The sequence below is a fragment of the Gluconobacter kondonii genome, from assembly GCF_002723995.1.
In the GTDB taxonomy this organism is placed as follows: Bacteria; Pseudomonadota; Alphaproteobacteria; order Acetobacterales; family Acetobacteraceae; genus Gluconobacter; species Gluconobacter kondonii.
In genome coordinates this window covers 1-15,264 of the sequence record NZ_BEWP01000029.1, presented here as the reverse complement: position 1 = coordinate 15,264, position 15,264 = coordinate 1, and the positions used below count along the sequence as shown (strand labels likewise).

Here is a 15,264-nt window from a genome sequence, read left to right as displayed (position 1 = left end):
CGCTAGGCTCCTGCGTCGCCAAGCTCCACCGAGCCCCGACGTCCAGCCGCCCTCAACCGGGCGTCTGGCCCTCGGGTCTCGGCCCTTCCGGGTAACGGCTTGCCCGCATCCTTTTCCAATATCGGGCGGTCCTGGTCTGGGGATCGGTTCGTGAGACGGCTCCTCAACCTCCCCGGCCCGTCCTGCGGACCGTCCGGGGAGGCATGTTCCATGGAGGCGGCCTCGCATCCAGCATTCACTCTGACAGTCGCCGTGCCAGTCCGTAAAGCCACTGCACATCCCTCGGCGGCAGGTGTCAGGCCCGCGTCTGCTGCAGGGCCGCACGCGACCCCGCATCAGCCGCAAACCTGCCCCCCTTGTTCAGGACGCTCCGGGCTTGACGGCCTGTCCCGTCGCCCGTCTTGGCCGGTGGCAGGATGGGCTCAGGAAAACGCCACCTCCATTCCTCTCTCGTCGCCGTCAGTGTGCTCGCCGCACGGGCAGGATGGGTCTAGGAAAACCGGGGGCGATCACCCGGGACCGGGTGTGCGGGCAGACGAAAGAGACGGGCGGCTTGTCGGGTCTATCGTGGCGGTCAGGGCAGGCTGGCCGGTCAGGGTCTGACTCAGCGAGCGGCCCGGTTCAGAGGTGGGTGTCCGGCTGGCGTGGCGGGCGATCTCCCGATCCGTTCCGGCCAGATCGGTCAGGATTTCCGTTTCCCGACCGTGAGCCGCGCCGAACGCAAAGGCCTTTTCCCGACTGTCGCCATAAGCGGCCATGTCCTTCTGGACCTTGCCCAGCTCACGCGCAAAAGCGGGATTATGCCGCAGTTCCTGTTTGATGGCCTCCCCAAGCGCCGCATGACGGCCTCCGGCCTTCATGCCGTTGAAGGCCTGTGCTGCATCGCCGCCCTCCTGGCGGATGGCGGTCTCGATGTCGCGGCAGACGAGGGAAGGCGGGGCCGACCAGAACGCATGAAGAGAGGCAGCGGCCTTGCGGCCGTCCTCTTTCGCCCGTGCCAAGAGCGCGCTTTCGCGCTTCTCCTCCGCAGGCCCGAAGACAGCCGGGATGACCGGACGCGGCACGGGCCGAAGCATCGGAGCAGCAGAGGCCGTCAAAAAATCGGACTGCACGGTGACGGTGTACCCGCCGTCCTTTCGGACAGCGTTTCGCAGATCCGCGACAGGCACCGCCACGATCCCGTCAGGCGTTTCGAACGCACCGGAGAGGCTGGTCCGTGTTTTGAAGATCCCCGAGACAGTTTCCCCGGGCGCGGCCATGCGGATGACGAGGTCATCCAGCGGCCTTGCGGCAGGACCGGAGCCCATGTCCTGCATCAGCTCCTTCAGAGCGCGGGTGCGGGCGGGCGAGCTGGCGTCCGTCAGCAGGGCCGCCATGGTCGGATGGTCTGGATCCTGCGTGCCGGCGATGGAGGCGGACACCATGCGGGCTCTCGTGATGACGGAGAGGTCCACATTATGCCCGTAGCGTCGGCCGAGTTCCGCGACAAACGCCTCCTGTGTTCTGCCGTTGCCCTCCCGAAACGGGTGGACGTAATTGAGTTCGTTCAGAACCTTTCCGGCGATGGCTGCGAACTGCTCCGGCGTGGAGGTCTTCAGGACGTCCGGGTCGCGGATCGGCTTGAAGGCCTCGGTCAGCCCCATGTCGATATGGGAACCAGGCAGGAAGGTTGTTGACCCTTTCCGCATGGAGCCGATCGGCTCGACCCGTGCCCCGTCCACGACCGGCCTTTCATGGCGCATGTGACCGGCCCACTCATAGACGTCCTGGAAGATATGCCGATGGATGGCCTTCAGGTGGTCGGCATCGAAAGAGCCGGACGGCCCCAGACCCATCCGGATTTCCAGAATCCTGTGGCTGGTGCGGCGGTATTCTTCTGGGTGAAGTTCGGAATGGCGGCGAAGGCCGAGCCGGTTCCGCAGGACGTCTGTCTGGTCCGGATCGTCGGAGACGTTCGGGTAGGTGTAACCGTGGACGGGAGGCATCGACACGTCAGAGGGCGGGATTCAGTCTCCGCCCCAGTTCAGCAAGGTCGATCTGCCCCGCAACGAACGACTGGCAGGCATCCTCGATAAGGGGATCATGCGTGTAGCCCTGCCGTCTCTGGGCCGCGAGAGTCCACTCGACCGCGTCCTGGCGGCGCGCGCGCTCTTCATCCGAAAGAGCGGAAAAAGGCGTCGGAGCGAAGAGGGTTTTGGCTGAACTCATAGGAAGAAAATAGCGGTTTTTTCCCGGAATGGCAAGGTTTTCCGGTGGTTCGAGGCCATTCTGAAGATGTGTTTCAAGGCGAGATTTTTTGCGTTCAGTCGCAGAACGCGGCGGCAGGATGCTCTTATGACGAAGAGCCTTTCCCCTCTCGATAGCCGCCCGAAGCATCTGACCGGGCCGCGCCTGTCTCTTGCCCTGTTCCGGATCGGATGGTCCGAGCGTCAGGCCGCCGAAAAATGCGATATGCACAGAAACCAGTTCCGGCGCTGCCTGGACGGCACGTCCTCACTTCCGGCTGATCTGTCCGTGTGGCTTCTGGATCTGGAAGCGGCCCATCTGGCTTATCCCTGTCCCCGGCAGAGAAAGGCCGATCCCATTCTTGCCGAGATCCGCAAAGCCGGGTGACATTGCCCGCGACGTGGTGGGTTCCGGTGTCTCCACGTCCAGGCTCAGGGAATATGAAAAAGGCAGCCCGGAGGCTGCCTCTCTTTATTGGTTAGCGAAAACAAAGCCTACGCTTCCGTTGGTCATTACGTATGGCGTGCAGGTCCGTCCCGGATGGACATTGGCATAGGGCTGTAACCACTTCGCCGAAATCCACATGGTCTTCCGTGCGAGGTTTACCGTCTGATAATATCCGTTAACGGGCTGGACGGCAGTGTTCACCGGGACGAGGGTGGTTGCAGGCGCCACCACCGCAGCCTGATCGGACGGGCTTTCGCGGAATGGAATGGAGAAGTTCGGATCCATCATCTGCGCATCTGTCGCGTTGAGAGTCAGGCACTTATATCCCGCTAGGGGGCTGACAGGCTTGTTCGGCGATGCAGATGCACTGAAGGAATAAGACGCCGTCAAAACTGCCAGAAGGAGAAATTTATGTTTCATGGTGATTGGGTATCCGGTTCTCTGTCTTCTGTCATTTAACTCTGGAGTACGGGAGCGTTTGCACCGGTCCCCATCTTGTTCGCAGTGCTCTGCCGCCATTCGCCGACTGTCGTTCCTGATGAGATGTTATTATTGCTCATGGCAGTAGAGGAAATGAAGTCCGACATCAGGGCGCTGTCATCGGCTTGTGCAACTTGAGCTCCCGCATGACTACCGAAATTATACATAGCTCTCGTGTCCAGCGCCGTTGGATTGCTGATCCCCTGCGCCTGCAAGGTGGTCGCTTCTTCCTTCATGTATTGGGCGGCGGCAACAGCCTGTGTGGCTGGATCCTGCTGACCTGCTGTGCCTGATGTGATGGTACTGGCAAGTCCTGGATTGGATGCGAGCGCCTTCTTCATCTCCTCTGTGTATGTGCCATTTGCCATCTGGAACGCGCCTGTGATGGTGTGGCCTGATCCGGTGGCCGTATAGACATTCTGACAGCCGGACTCCACCTGACACGTCGCGGCCAAAGCAGCCGGGTTCACGCCAAGGGAAGAAGCATTGTCAGCGGCCTGATAGCCCCATGCGCGGCTGTAGAGCGTTTGCAATGAATCCGATCCGGTCGAAACGGGCTGAGTGGTCTGGATGACCTTGCCGTCTCCGCCGATCTGCTGGACGGTTCCGGCTGGGACCGTGAAGTTCGGCAGGCCGACTTCCGGATAGACGACATGCGGGACTTCCGGCAGGCCGTTAGGCACTTCGATCGACTGCGCCTGGCACGAACCGCTGAGGCCAAGTCCAGCCGAGAGGGCCAGACCTGTGATCAGAAAGGATTGTTTGACGGGGGGCGGCATTGAGCACTCCTGTGTTGGGGTGCTCAGTATCCGCCTGTCATCTGCGACTTTGAGGGCCGTTTGAAACGCTGCCCTGATGGCGCAAGGCGGTGTGTCCGTTTCGGACACACCTAAATCAGGTGATCGAGGATAACTCCGAAGACGGTTCCCCCGACGATCATGGTGGCGAACCATCCGGCCCGCTTGCTGATTTCGTCCCGTCGAACACGAGTGCCCGCCATCACGATCTGGGCCTTCATGCTCTCGGCGATTTCGCCTTTGACCGTTCCAAGGACTTCCGCGACCTTTGCCTTGACGGTCTTTTCGTCAATCTTCTGAAGCTGGCGAGAGGCTGCCACGCCTTCATGAAGAGCACGCCTCACCTCAATCACCTCTTCCGTTGCCGAGCGTGTGCATTGATCCAGCAGGCTTTCACACTTCGCGACACACTGCTCCATCCGCTTCTCGGCCTCCTGAAACAGCGCTCTGTGCGCTGCTTCGGAATGTTCACGATCCTTGAGGAGGAGGGCCTGATGAAGATTGTTCATCTCCATCAGGATCATGAGGCCATCCAGAACCTTGGCCTCAGGTGAACGCGGCCGAAGCGTCCACCGATGCGTCTGCTCACGGAGCGCATCCAGTGAGCTTTCAAATCTGGCCTGACAGTCGGAAATCCTCTGGGTAAGGCCGTCAGACATTACACGTCACTTTCGGCCGGAACAGGGAGGCCCTTAGGCATATTCGGCAGACGGCTGGCACCGAGTTCCTGAAGAAATGCAGGGAAATCGCGACGGTACCAGCGGTCCATGGCCAGTCGATCAAAGATGGAGCTGGTCGGGAAGCCGTCCTTCTGTTCGCCTGCGGCATAGGCCGAGAAGGTCATGGCCCGGTCGCATACGTCCTTCATGGGCTCGGCGGCCGGATACATGAAGATGTCCGCGCCGTTCTCCATCGCCTCTTCAACGGCTGGATGGTGGGAAACGACATCCACAACGTCATCCACGTCCAGTGAAGGAGGGATGAGGCCTTCATTAATGATGATCGCAGAATTGCGCGGAGAGAACTTCTTCTTTTTCTGGAGATCTTCCAGGTAGTCCAGATCAGCCCGCTCATGCCCGATCAGAAAGACGACCGACAGCGTAATCCCCATCATGTCGAGCGCGCGGCTTAGGGATTCCGTGTTGATCAGCTCGTGCAGGGCTGTCCATCCGCCGCCAATGTCGAGAATGGCGTCATGGCGACTTTCCATGAGAGACTGGATCTTCTCTTCGAGCCATTTTCTCTGGCGCTTTGTGTCGCCTGCGGCCGGACTATCCGCGTCATGAAAATTCGAGATTGAGTGTGACCGGTTCAGGAGATCGGTGTTCCAGATCTCCGGCGTTCCGCCCTGGTCATGAACGGTCTGTGCGAGAGCATTGAGCAGGGTGGTTTTGCCTACCCGCTGACGACCGATGATTGTGAAAATAACGGGCTTTTTCTTGGCAGTGGCCTTGGGGGCCGGTGCAGACGGGGTGGCTTTGACGTCAGCGTCCTTGGTCACAGTCAGGCTCCTGTTGAGGGGGTCCGCCTCCCGATGAGACGGACTGGTGTTCCTCTTTCGAAAGCCATGATGACTGCTTGATCTGCGACTGAGATGCGCGCGGGGAAGAAAATCAGTCTGGCGTCAGACGGTACTTTTCCTCTTTGCGGGCGCGGATCTTTTCGCGCAGGCGCTTCAATGAGTCTCTGCTGTGCTGCGGAATTTTCTCATTGTCTTCGATCGCGACGGGAGGTGTCGTCCGGATCGGATGACCTGGCACCAGCGCCTCCCCCGTTGTTTCTTCGGGGCCGCTCGGTTCATTCGGCCTCACTGAAACAGGCTCCTCGCGTTCGGCCCAGTGAGCCTCAATTTCGTCCGGACGCCAGTCGGGATCAATTTTGCTCGGAGGCAAAATCCTCTCTGGCCTCACTGCCGAGGTGTCTGACTTGGCATCCACCGGGAGCCCCTGAGCCTCATTCTGAAGACGGTACCACTGTTTGCTGATGACGTTCGCCATCCGCTGACTGACCTCGACATTTAGGCCCGCGAGACGCGCGGCGCCGAGAATGTCTTTCCATGTTGCGACCCCGGTTTCACGAAGGTCGGAGACCTCGGCCATGTTCGTGCGCAGCCACCTGTAGAGTGGGCTCGCCCGTTCCCGCAGTGCCCGTTTTCCATTCCGGGAAGTCTTCAGGTCGTGGAGTGGATTTGTCACGGGCATCTCCTCGAAGTGTGTCCGTTTTGGACACAGCGCGGGACTGACGGCCTCTGCGTGACGTGGTCTGAGAGCCCAATACAGCCGTCTGGAGCTATACACACGGCGTTTTCGCGGCGCAAGTCCGGCGTCGTTACGGCGGCACCACGGCGCGTTCACGGCGTTGCTACGGCGTAAGCACGGCAAAGACACGGCGTAAGTACGGCATAGAAAAGAGCTTCTTCATAGACCATTGCACCGTTGGTGCGGACGGCTTCGCCGCGCAGGGAAAAAGAAGAGGGGTAGGTGTATCAATCTGATAGACCTACCCTCGTTTGAAAGCGGCGCTTCGGTCTCTCGGTGCAGTCGCAGATCAAGCGGTCATCATGGCTTTCGAAAGGGGAACACCAGTCCGTCTCATCGGGAGGCAGAACCCCTCAGCAGGAGCCTGACGTGCCAAGAAAGCAGAAAGCTATATCGCCCCCCCTCGTCGCTGATGTGGACTACGTCGAAGCCGCGCAGTTCCGTTTCAACGACACAACTCTTCAGACTTTCGTAAAAGATGGCGAAGTCTGGTTTCGGATGATGGAGGTGTGTGAAGCTATCGCACACAGCTCGCCTGCCGTTGCAGCTCGTGGGCTTGATGACGACGAAAAGCGGACGATCGCGCTACCATCCTCAGGTAGGATTCAAAATCAGATCGTTGTTAGCGAGAGCGGTCTCTATCACTTCCTGATCAAGTCACAGCTTCCGCTAGCGGTCGCCTTTCGTCGCTGGATTACCAAAGAAGTTCTCCCGAGCATCAGGCGAAATGGATTTTATTCTCGGCCAGGAGTGGAACTGGCGATTGCGGGAGGTCAATCAGTGGACCCCGCTGACCTTACGCGCCTTCAGGAAATGCGTCGCCTACCGGGCCGGTATATGGTTCTGAGTCTGCCGGACCGGCCTTTGCATGTTGAAGCCCGTGATCTGGACGAAATCCTTGTCGAGGTTGATCAGGCCGATGTGCAGGCGTTGGTGAGTTCTGCCCAACTGGTCGGATCCCTGTGGCGGAACTTCCGAACCGAGGACGTCATCATGAACAAGGCTGTGACCGAAAATTCCTGCGGCCAACAGCTTGATCAGGCCATCTCTCTGAGCACTCGACTGGCGCAATGGGTCATGCAGGCAGCAACCACCGCACAGAAGGAGAGGGAACGGCCTGACGCTTTGACGAAATGATCTCAGTCGCATGAGGGCTTTCTATCCTGCCCGCATGACAGATCAGACCCAGACCCCCGACCGCGCTCCCGAGACCGATGTTTCGGATCGGGAGCTTCTTCAGCATCTCCTCACCCGCTCTGACGAGCAGGGAGAAGAGATCCGGTTCATCAGCGAAAAGCTGAGTATCCTGATTGAGCTTCTGACCCCCTCGGAGAAAGGGGACAGCCCGACACTGGATGATATTCTCGCGCGCCTGGTCGAGCTGATGAAGGATCAGGAGCCGGTCATCAGGCGCATCGACCATACGACCGCCCGCAACAACGATCTGCTTGAAGGCCGCAAGGTTCGCCCGAAAGCAGAGGACGGCCGCCCGTCATGATGACCTTCCGCAAGATCTCGGCGGAGTGCAACGGCCGGTTCGTGGCCGCCTACTTCACCGAGGGCGCGCCGGATCCGGAGCACGATTTCCGCACGGACACCGGCAAGGTGCCTGACGGCGACGGTCAGCGCCTGACGAACTACTACCTCGGCCGGGATGGCCGGGCCTCCTTCAATCCGGGCATGAGCCAGAAGATGGCGGACGTGCTCGGCGTGGATCGGCGAGCCATGCCCACGACCGAAACACTTGCGGCCCTGTTCGAAGGCAAGCGCGCCGACAATGGCGAGCAATGGTCTCAGGCCAAGCGGAAGATCAGCGCCTACGACCTGACCATGGCCCCGCACAAATCGGTCACTCTGGCTGCCGAGTTTGCGCCAACACAGGCCGAAGGAGCCGCGATCTGGAACGCAGTGCAGCGGGCCAACGACGCGACCATGCAGTATGTGGCCCGTGAGCTGGGCTTTGCCCGACGCGGCCATGGTGGGGAAGACGGAGAAGAGGCCGGGGAAGTCGCCTGGACGTCCTACCGTCACCGCACGTCGCGCCCGACCCTGACCCTGCATGATGCCGAGACCGACACGACCTATCTGCGCGAGGCTCCGACCGGGGGCGATCCGCAGATGCACATCCATAATTCGCTCTACAATGTCGTTGTCACCGACAGCGGCCATGTGGGTTCTCTGGACACGAAGCGCCTGCGGTCCCGTGTCCATGAGTTCGGAGCCTTCTTCCAGGCGGAGCTGGCGGATGAGCTTCGCAAACTCGGGATTGCGCAGTCCTACGATGCCAAGGAGCAGGCGACTGTTATTTCCGCCGTCCCGCAAGAGGCCTGTGACGCTTTCTCCAGCCGCACGGCCGAGGTGACGCGGGCCGCGCGAGCCTATGCCGAGAAGGAAGGTCACGACTGGAACGCCATGACGGCCGAGCTGAAGAACAAGATGCTCAAAGCCGCCAGTCTGGCGCACCGGCAGAAGAAGAATGAGTCCGCCGACGACGTACAGGCCTGGCGCGAGCGCGCCGCCGAGATCGGGTGGGAGCATCACAGCGTTCTCGATACAGCCGAGGCTCCTGCGCTCACGGTCGCCGAGCGACACGAGCAGGCCTATGCGTTTGCGGCCAAGCACCTTGGCAAGGAGTTCGAGACGGCTGCCGTGCTCGATCACGACAAACTGCGGATGTACGCGGCACGCGGCCTCATCGGTGCGGGGATCTCAGGTGGCATTGAGGACATTGACCAGGTCGTCAAACTGATCGAGGACAAGGGCCTTGAGGTCCGGGGCGAGCAGGTCAGCCTCGTGTCCTGTGTGAAGAATGATCGGGTCCGCGTCACCAACACGGCCCAGATCCGCGTTGAGGAGACGCTCGCCAAAGAAGCCGTGCGGGCCTCAGCGGATCGCAGCGCTTCCCTTTCGGATGCCCAACTCACAGAGGCCATCGAGCGCTGCGACCTCGATTTTGACAACGAGCACGGCCAATCCCAGAAGGCGGCAATCTATGCCCTGGGGAAGGCCGGAAAGATCTCGATGCTCACGGGCGTTGCCGGCTCTGGTAAGACAACGCTGCTTCAGCCGCTTGTGGATGCCTGGAAGCGCGATACCCGGTTTTCGGAGAAGGGCCGTGAGATGATCGGCCTTGCGACGGCCTGGCGTCAGGCCGATGCGCTTGGCGATGCCGGCATTCATCAGCGCTACGCCATGATGCCGTTCCTGAGCCGCCTGGAGAAAGGCGAGCAGACGGTGGACGAGAACACGGTGCTGGTCATTGACGAGGTCGGGCAGATCGCACCGCGCCAGATGCTTCAGCTTCTGGAGCTGCAACGCGCGAGCGGCTGTACCATCAAGGCCTTGGGTGATCGGGAGCAGGCACAGTCCATTGAGGCCGGTGATACCGTCGAGATCCTGCGCAGGGTTCTGGCCAAGGAGGATATGCCGGAGCTGCTCTCCACGGTCCGCCAGACGACCGCCCGCAATCGTGAGATTGCCGGACTGTTCCGTGGCGAGAAGCCGAGTGCGGATGCGCTGGAAGCGCTTCGAGCCAAAGGGAAGGCAGCTTATGCCAACCGGGACGAGGAAAACTCGGACGATCCCCGCAACGCCTTTCACCTGGAAGAGGTGCGCCGTGCGATCGACATGAAGCGTGAGGATGGCACGATCCGATTGGTCGGCGGCGATCAGGACGAAGTGCTGCAACAGATTGCCGAGCTGTATGTCACACGCCGCGACGCTCTGGCCGCGTCCGGTTCAACGCGTGGTATCAGCATGTCGGCCCTGACCAATCAGGACGCGGCCGATCTCAGCCGCGCCGTGCGCAGGATCCTGCAGGAGCGTGGGGAGATCTCCCGCGATGAGGTCAAGCTCGAGGCGGTAGATCAGCGCGGCGAGGCCTATGAGCTTCAGGTCGCGGCCGGAGACAGGTTGCGCCTGTTCCGGCGCACCTGGGGGGCGGTCGAAGGGAAGGGGACCACCGTTGGCAACAACGGCGATGTCGTAGAGGTTGTCTCGCACGGCAAGGACGGCCTGCGCGTCCGGATGAAGGATGGTCGGGAGGCAGATGTTGAGTGGCGTCGGCTGAAGGACCACAAGACCGGCCGGATCCTGCTTGGTTTCGGCCATGCCATGACCATTGATGCGGCCCAAGGCCTCACGTCGGACGAACATATCAACGCCCTTCCGCGAGGCGTGGCGACGGCAACCGGGTTTACATCCTACGTGGCAGAAAGCCGGGCCAAGGGCACGACCTGGACCATGATCTCAGACGGCGCGACGTTTGAGGCCGTGCGTAATGGCCGGGCGCTAGGCGACACGACCGAGATCACCAGTGACGATCTGTGGAACCATGTGGCCAAGGGTATGTCCAACAAGCCTTATAAGGCGCTTGGCATGGATCTGCCGTTCACCTCGCAGGAGGAACGGGAGAAGCACGTTCAGGAGTTGATTTGCCTTGGTAAGATGCAGGAGGAAATGGCGCAGGAAGGCCGAGATTACGGACGTGAGGTTGCCAGCCGCGTGCAGGCAATCACTGTGGAGAAGTCCGCTGCGCCGAGGCTCAAAGAGTTGGATCAGAAAATCGAGAAGATGATTACCAATCATCGGGTTGCGATGTCACAACAAGAGCGCGATTTGCGTGTTGATCGAATTGAAAGGGTTTCGATGCATTCGTCGCCCCCCGTGTAGGACAAGAATGGGAGAGAGACAGGAACGCTGGCTGGCGCATTTCCAGTAGGTCCCACCTCTCAACGGTACCGAGTTCTACCTGCTCTGGACGGCAAACAGTTGCGGTACCTTGCTTCAAAAACGCGTCTGTACATTCGTTTGCAGTGTGCCGATACACGATTGACGAAAGGCAATCAAACATTGGTCTGGCGGCATGAAGCGAAAATTTCGCATTCACTCTTCCGTGATCATGAAATTTTTTGTTGTAAATTCTTTTCCGCGTCGCGGATAGTAACCTTGGGCAGGGAGAGAAATAACCTTATAGAATAATCTTCCTAACCAAAATCAGCGAATAGTAAATGTCTTCCTGTAAATAATCTACGGAGGAATAAAGGCTATGGATGTCTATTCAACTGACACTGATTCCGGGTTGCTTACAGTAATCAGGAACCAAAATGGCAAGTTCGAACGCGTCGCGCAGATTCGGGTTGGAAATGCACCCCGTGGAAGTGTTAAATTCACTCCTGATGGACGGGGCTTTGTTTCGAATACCAGCACCAATACTATTTCAGAAATTGATGCGTTGACGCATAAAGAGGTCGGACGCATCGAGGTAGGATCTGGGCCGCGCGGCCTTCACCTTGTTGGAAACAATAAGTATCTTCTTGTTTCCAATTCGGGTTCAGACACGATTTCTGTTGTCGACCTCAACGAGCGACGTGAAGTGCTTGAACTTGAGGTGGGACGAGATCCCCGCCACATGATTGTTGCAGGTGGCAATGCATATGTCTGTCTCTGGGGGGGAAGGTGCGCTCGCAAAAATAGATGTTTCAGGCTTGGATGCGGGCGACATTGATTCAGTCAAGTTGCTGAAGAAAATTACAATTGGGGAAGATACCTTCCCGTATAGCCTCAATGTCGATAAGACGCGAAATATTGCCTTGGTCGCGTGCAATACCCCACGGTTCGTGCCCGTTGTTGACCTCGACAAGGACGAAGTTGTCGAGAATGTTTCTCTGCGGGCCAGCGGAGCACGTGCGGTAGCGTTCACAAACGACAGTAAGCATGCGCTTGTCACGCTTGAACGTGATAACTCGATGGCTGTGATAAACCTCGATAGCCTTGAGGTCACCAAGTATATCAAGGTTGGTCCTGGGCCGCGGGGAGTAACGGTTGACGAAACAGATATTGCGTTCGTCGCATTATTTGCTCGCCCTCCATTCTTTGAGTACAACAGTATCGAAGATTTTGCATCGCATGCTGTCACGATAGTCCGGCTCAGTGGAGCAAATCTGGACGATCCTGCCGCTGAAATTCCACTTGAAAGCGTTCGCGTCGGTTTCGGTCCGTGCAGTGTTTCGACCTTCGACCCCACGAAGGTTGAACGACGAATTCATGAAGAAAGTAAAGTTGACAAACTCGTTCTAGCTTAGAATAGAGCGAACACTGGAGAGGTAGTATTATACTTCTCCAGTGTGAATTATGAAATAATTCGGAATTTCTTTAGTGAGTCACCAAAGTATACGGTCTTTCTCGTTGTCGGAAGCGCAGAAAATAGCCGTTTCTGCACAATTATTTTCGCGCTCTCGTGACCAAGAGGCAAGTTCACAAGCGGTTTTAGAAAAACTCGGATGCATTCAAATAGATGCTATTCGGGCGGTTCGCAGATCTCATGAGCTGGTTTTCTTGAGCCGAGGAATATCGTGTGATGAAAATGGCGCCAGCACCGAGCACTTCGAGACATGGGGGCACGCTCATTCACTTATGCCAATGTCGCTTTGGCCTCATATGGAGTGGCGCCGCAGAAGGCTAAGGGCCACAGGCTTCATTGGTCCCGAAGTGGATATGCTTGTCTGCAAGAGCGTACTGAAGGTGATCTCGGCTGAAGGGCCGAAGACAATGACCGAACTGGAGCCGAGTGTTGGCAAAGGCTGGAATAGAGCTTCGGGGACACGTTGGGCATGCGAGTGGCTGCTCAGCGTAGGCGACCTTGTATGCACGAGCCGCAATAGCCGCTGGCAACGCATATATAGTCTTCCTACTGAAAGCATACCTTATCCAATAAGAAGTTCCCGCCACTGCGATGATCTCGGTTTGAGGTATGTGGTTGATTTGTCGTTGCGCGCACTTGGTATAGCAACAGATCGAGACGTCGCGGAATATTTTAAGATTAGCCTGCCAGAAACTCGTAAAATTCTAATAGAAAGTGAATATGAAAGAGTAATTGTAGAGGGATCAACAGAAAACTGGTACCTCGCAAAGGATGTAGAAATGTCCTTTTCTGACGAAAGTATCGTAGCTATTTCTCCCCTCGACTCACTTGTATGGTCAAGAGGACGTCAGAAAAATCTCTTTCAACGAGATTATATTTTGGAGAGCTATAAGCCTAAATTAAAACGAAAATTCGGCTACTTTGGAATGCCGGTCTTAAAAGGGCACAGAATAGTCGGTCGAGTAGCGCCTCGGAAATCGGGTGAAACGCTTTTAATTGAAGCTCAAGAATTCGATGACGCAATCTCCCCTGACGAAATTGAACTGCTGCTACGGAAATTGTCGACCTGGGCATCGTGCAGCCATGTGATTATGGAGCGTGATTGATGACCTCTGCGCAAAGATTGGGTCGTATGTCGGTTCTACGCAAACGAGGTGTCGTCTCAATTCTTGCGGCAATGTGTGCGTCGCGCATAGCCGCAGGCATGATACCCTTTGGGCTTATAACCTATTTCGCGTCAAAAAACGACTTCGCTTCAGCGGGTTTTTCGTCAACAATATTTATGATTGCAGTATCATTATCAGGGCCGGTTAAATCAAGGATAATACAGAAATACGCCCCTGATGTTATAATTGTATCCATGGCAATTGTTAGTAGCATATCATTTTGCCTCTGCATTGCTTCTTCATTTTATATTCATAGTAATATTCTTGCGTTTTTATTTGTTGCATTAGGGGCAATTTCTGCTCCGCCTACTGGGGCGGTGGTACGATCAGCGTGGAATCAAATATCAGGCTCCCCAAGCGAAAAAAAATTTTTGCATTCAATAGATTCTGTGATGGAGGAAGCTGTATTCGCACTGACGCCAATATTAACCTCGATAATATGGGTTTCAATCGGGCCTCAATGGGGAGTTCCTCTGGGATCCATGGCTGGCTTTATAGGTAGTTATATTGTCGTTCAGGTCGGTAAGAACTCAGATGCAAGAAAATTGTTTTCGATTGATCGGAAACAATCCCAAACCAAGCAGAAAGAGGGCTGCAGAAGTCGTGGCATAAACTCCTTTCGGCTATATTTCTCTTTGAAAAGTGTTGGGTTACTGCTCCCATCACTGGGAATAGGAATTAGCATTGGTACTCTTACGATCGTTTTGCCTGCATGGGCTTCTTCCTATACGAAGAGTCAGGCGATTTCAGGTGTTATTCTTGGTGTAATATCTCTCTCAGGGGCAATTTCGGCATCATGTGGAGATCGCCTGTCTCCGTACAAAGACGACGAACGTAAAAAGCTAATATATTATGGAGTACCATTAGCCATTTCTTTGTTCTTGTTTTCTATTTCCGATAATATGCTTACTGAAATATTATCAGCAATTATGTTTGGTTATGGCATGACGCCAGTCTTTATTTCTTCTTACATGCTAGTGTCAGCTCTTTATAGTGAGGAATTTCATACTGAGCTGAATGCGTCTCTCGGCGCCGCATTCAATATTGGGAGTGGGTGTTCTACTGCTGTAGTAGGTTCGTTTATAAGAGAGATACCTATAAATATATTATTATTGTTGTTGGCATTGGTTGCTTTCTTTCTTTGTGTGGTTGCTCCGTGGGTTGGTTTGAGATCAGTGCATGATGCAGAGGCCGCAAGATGAAGCACTCTCTTAACATAGCAATTACTCGTAATGGGTTCCGTGCGGTAACTTACGTACCGTGTTCGCGGTTTAAAAAGGTGTTCGACGAAAGAGCCTGCGAAACCTTAATTTTGGCTTCTCGCGAAGAGGAGGCAATCGCTACTGGGTGCGGTCTAGCACTTGGTGGGGTTCTTCCGATTGTATTAATGCAATCTTCAGGTCTACTTAATTCTCTCAACTGCTTAGGATCTCTTGCAGTCGCCTATCGAATACCTCTGGTATGCTTGATAAGTATGCGGGGTGGCTCTTCAGACCATAATCTTACCCAGAGGCCCGTAGGGAACGCTACCAGGGTTGCGGTTGCAGCGCTTGGGGCCATGACAATGACCTTTACGGCGCCTGATTTCACTGAAGCCCTGTCTATTTCGAAAAGCAAAGCGATCAACCACAGGCTACCGTGTGTGGCGCTCTGGGGAGAGAACTAGCTATGGATAGACTTTCTAAAATACTTTCACTCCTCCCATCGAGTTTCCCTGATCACCAGTTTATATTTCCCTTGGGTGATTT

Annotated in this window: 14 protein-coding genes; 7 read left to right on the top strand and 7 right to left on the bottom strand. The window is 56.5% G+C overall.

The features are described 5' to 3' along the window. Window positions 1–509 precede the first annotated feature (509 nt). Window positions 510–1,985, bottom strand: a complete 1,476-nt coding sequence (locus GKO01_RS14830; RefSeq protein ID WP_099287690.1) for a Fic/DOC family protein — start codon at window positions 1,983–1,985, stop codon at window positions 510–512. A gap of 7 nt (window positions 1,986–1,992) precedes the next feature. Further along, entirely contained in the window at window positions 1,993–2,208 is a 216-nt protein-coding gene (locus GKO01_RS16415; protein WP_063905511.1) for an antitoxin VbhA family protein, read from the bottom strand. 126 nt (window positions 2,209–2,334) lie between these two features. Here GKO01_RS16415 and GKO01_RS16410 point away from each other — a divergent pair, with 126 nt between their 5' ends. Then, window positions 2,335–2,613 carry a hypothetical protein gene (locus GKO01_RS16410; RefSeq protein WP_244901505.1) on the top strand — a complete coding sequence of 93 codons (279 nt, stop codon included), beginning with the start codon at window positions 2,335–2,337 and terminating at the stop codon, window positions 2,611–2,613. Window positions 2,614–2,697: 84 nt separating this feature from the next. Here GKO01_RS16410 and GKO01_RS14820 read toward each other — a convergent pair whose 3' ends face one another. From GKO01_RS14820 to GKO01_RS14800, 5 genes are all read right to left on the bottom strand, one after another. Beyond that, a complete protein-coding gene (locus tag GKO01_RS14820; RefSeq protein WP_099287688.1) occupies window positions 2,698–3,093 on the bottom strand; it encodes a hypothetical protein in 396 nt (131 codons plus the stop codon). Between the two features lie 35 nt (window positions 3,094–3,128). Further along, window positions 3,129–3,932, bottom strand: coding sequence for a hypothetical protein (locus GKO01_RS14815; protein WP_099287687.1), 804 nt, complete (start codon window positions 3,930–3,932; stop codon window positions 3,129–3,131). A gap of 110 nt (window positions 3,933–4,042) precedes the next feature. Then, on the bottom strand, window positions 4,043–4,609 hold the full coding sequence (locus GKO01_RS14810; protein WP_099287686.1) for a hypothetical protein: 567 nt from the start codon (window positions 4,607–4,609) through the stop codon (window positions 4,043–4,045). Continuing rightward, a complete protein-coding gene (locus tag GKO01_RS14805; protein ID WP_062027993.1) occupies window positions 4,609–5,451 on the bottom strand; it encodes a P-loop NTPase family protein in 843 nt (280 codons plus the stop codon). The genes GKO01_RS14810 and GKO01_RS14805 overlap by 1 nt, the downstream gene beginning before the upstream one ends. A gap of 112 nt (window positions 5,452–5,563) precedes the next feature. Then, on the bottom strand, window positions 5,564–6,151 hold the full coding sequence (locus tag GKO01_RS14800) for a hypothetical protein (RefSeq protein WP_244901504.1): 588 nt from the start codon (window positions 6,149–6,151) through the stop codon (window positions 5,564–5,566). 426 nt (window positions 6,152–6,577) lie between these two features. Between GKO01_RS14800 and GKO01_RS14795 the strand changes: the two genes are divergently transcribed. The 6 genes from GKO01_RS14795 (at window position 6,578) to GKO01_RS14770 (ending at window position 14,718) form a co-directional block, all read left to right on the top strand. Further along, window positions 6,578–7,345, top strand: coding sequence for a BRO-N domain-containing protein (locus GKO01_RS14795; protein WP_099287685.1), 768 nt, complete (start codon window positions 6,578–6,580; stop codon window positions 7,343–7,345). A gap of 10 nt (window positions 7,346–7,355) precedes the next feature. Further along, entirely contained in the window at window positions 7,356–7,706 is a 351-nt protein-coding gene (locus GKO01_RS14790; protein ID WP_099287684.1) for a hypothetical protein, read from the top strand. Beyond that, entirely contained in the window at window positions 7,703–10,879 is a 3,177-nt protein-coding gene (gene mobF, locus GKO01_RS14785; protein ID WP_099287683.1) for a MobF family relaxase, read from the top strand. Before GKO01_RS14790 ends, mobF begins: the two co-directional genes overlap by 4 nt. A gap of 764 nt (window positions 10,880–11,643) precedes the next feature. Beyond that, window positions 11,644–12,291 (top strand): YncE family protein, encoded by a 648-nt coding sequence (locus GKO01_RS16405; RefSeq protein ID WP_244901503.1) that lies wholly within the window; start codon window positions 11,644–11,646, stop codon window positions 12,289–12,291. A gap of 103 nt (window positions 12,292–12,394) precedes the next feature. Beyond that, a complete protein-coding gene (locus GKO01_RS14775) occupies window positions 12,395–13,456 on the top strand; it encodes a DNA glycosylase AlkZ-like family protein (protein ID WP_244901502.1) in 1,062 nt (353 codons plus the stop codon). Further along, window positions 13,456–14,718: an MFS transporter gene (locus GKO01_RS14770; RefSeq protein WP_099287681.1), complete on the top strand. Its 1,263-nt coding sequence runs from the start codon at window positions 13,456–13,458 to the stop codon at window positions 14,716–14,718. The genes GKO01_RS14775 and GKO01_RS14770 overlap by 1 nt, the downstream gene beginning before the upstream one ends. Window positions 14,719–15,264: the final 546 nt, after the last annotated feature.

Excerpts from the sequence above, each read along its gene's own strand:
- GKO01_RS14830 (WP_099287690.1), bottom strand. The coding sequence starts at position 1,985 with ATGCCTCCCGTCCACGGTTACACCTACCCGAACGTCTCCGACGATCCG.
- GKO01_RS16415 (WP_063905511.1), bottom strand. The coding sequence starts at position 2,208 with ATGAGTTCAGCCAAAACCCTCTTCGCTCCGACGCCTTTTTCCGCTCTT.
- GKO01_RS16410 (WP_244901505.1), top strand. The coding sequence starts at position 2,335 with ATGACGAAGAGCCTTTCCCCTCTCGATAGCCGCCCGAAGCATCTGACC.
- GKO01_RS14820 (WP_099287688.1), bottom strand. The coding sequence starts at position 3,093 with ATGAAACATAAATTTCTCCTTCTGGCAGTTTTGACGGCGTCTTATTCC.
- GKO01_RS14815 (WP_099287687.1), bottom strand. The coding sequence starts at position 3,932 with ATGCCGCCCCCCGTCAAACAATCCTTTCTGATCACAGGTCTGGCCCTC.
- GKO01_RS14810 (WP_099287686.1), bottom strand. The coding sequence starts at position 4,609 with ATGTCTGACGGCCTTACCCAGAGGATTTCCGACTGTCAGGCCAGATTT.
- GKO01_RS14800 (WP_244901504.1), bottom strand. The coding sequence starts at position 6,151 with ATGCCCGTGACAAATCCACTCCACGACCTGAAGACTTCCCGGAATGGA.
- GKO01_RS14790 (WP_099287684.1), top strand. The coding sequence starts at position 7,356 with ATGAGGGCTTTCTATCCTGCCCGCATGACAGATCAGACCCAGACCCCC.
- mobF (WP_099287683.1), top strand. The coding sequence starts at position 7,703 with ATGATGACCTTCCGCAAGATCTCGGCGGAGTGCAACGGCCGGTTCGTG.
- GKO01_RS16405 (WP_244901503.1), top strand. The coding sequence starts at position 11,644 with ATGTCTGTCTCTGGGGGGGAAGGTGCGCTCGCAAAAATAGATGTTTCA.
- GKO01_RS14770 (WP_099287681.1), top strand. The coding sequence starts at position 13,456 with ATGACCTCTGCGCAAAGATTGGGTCGTATGTCGGTTCTACGCAAACGA.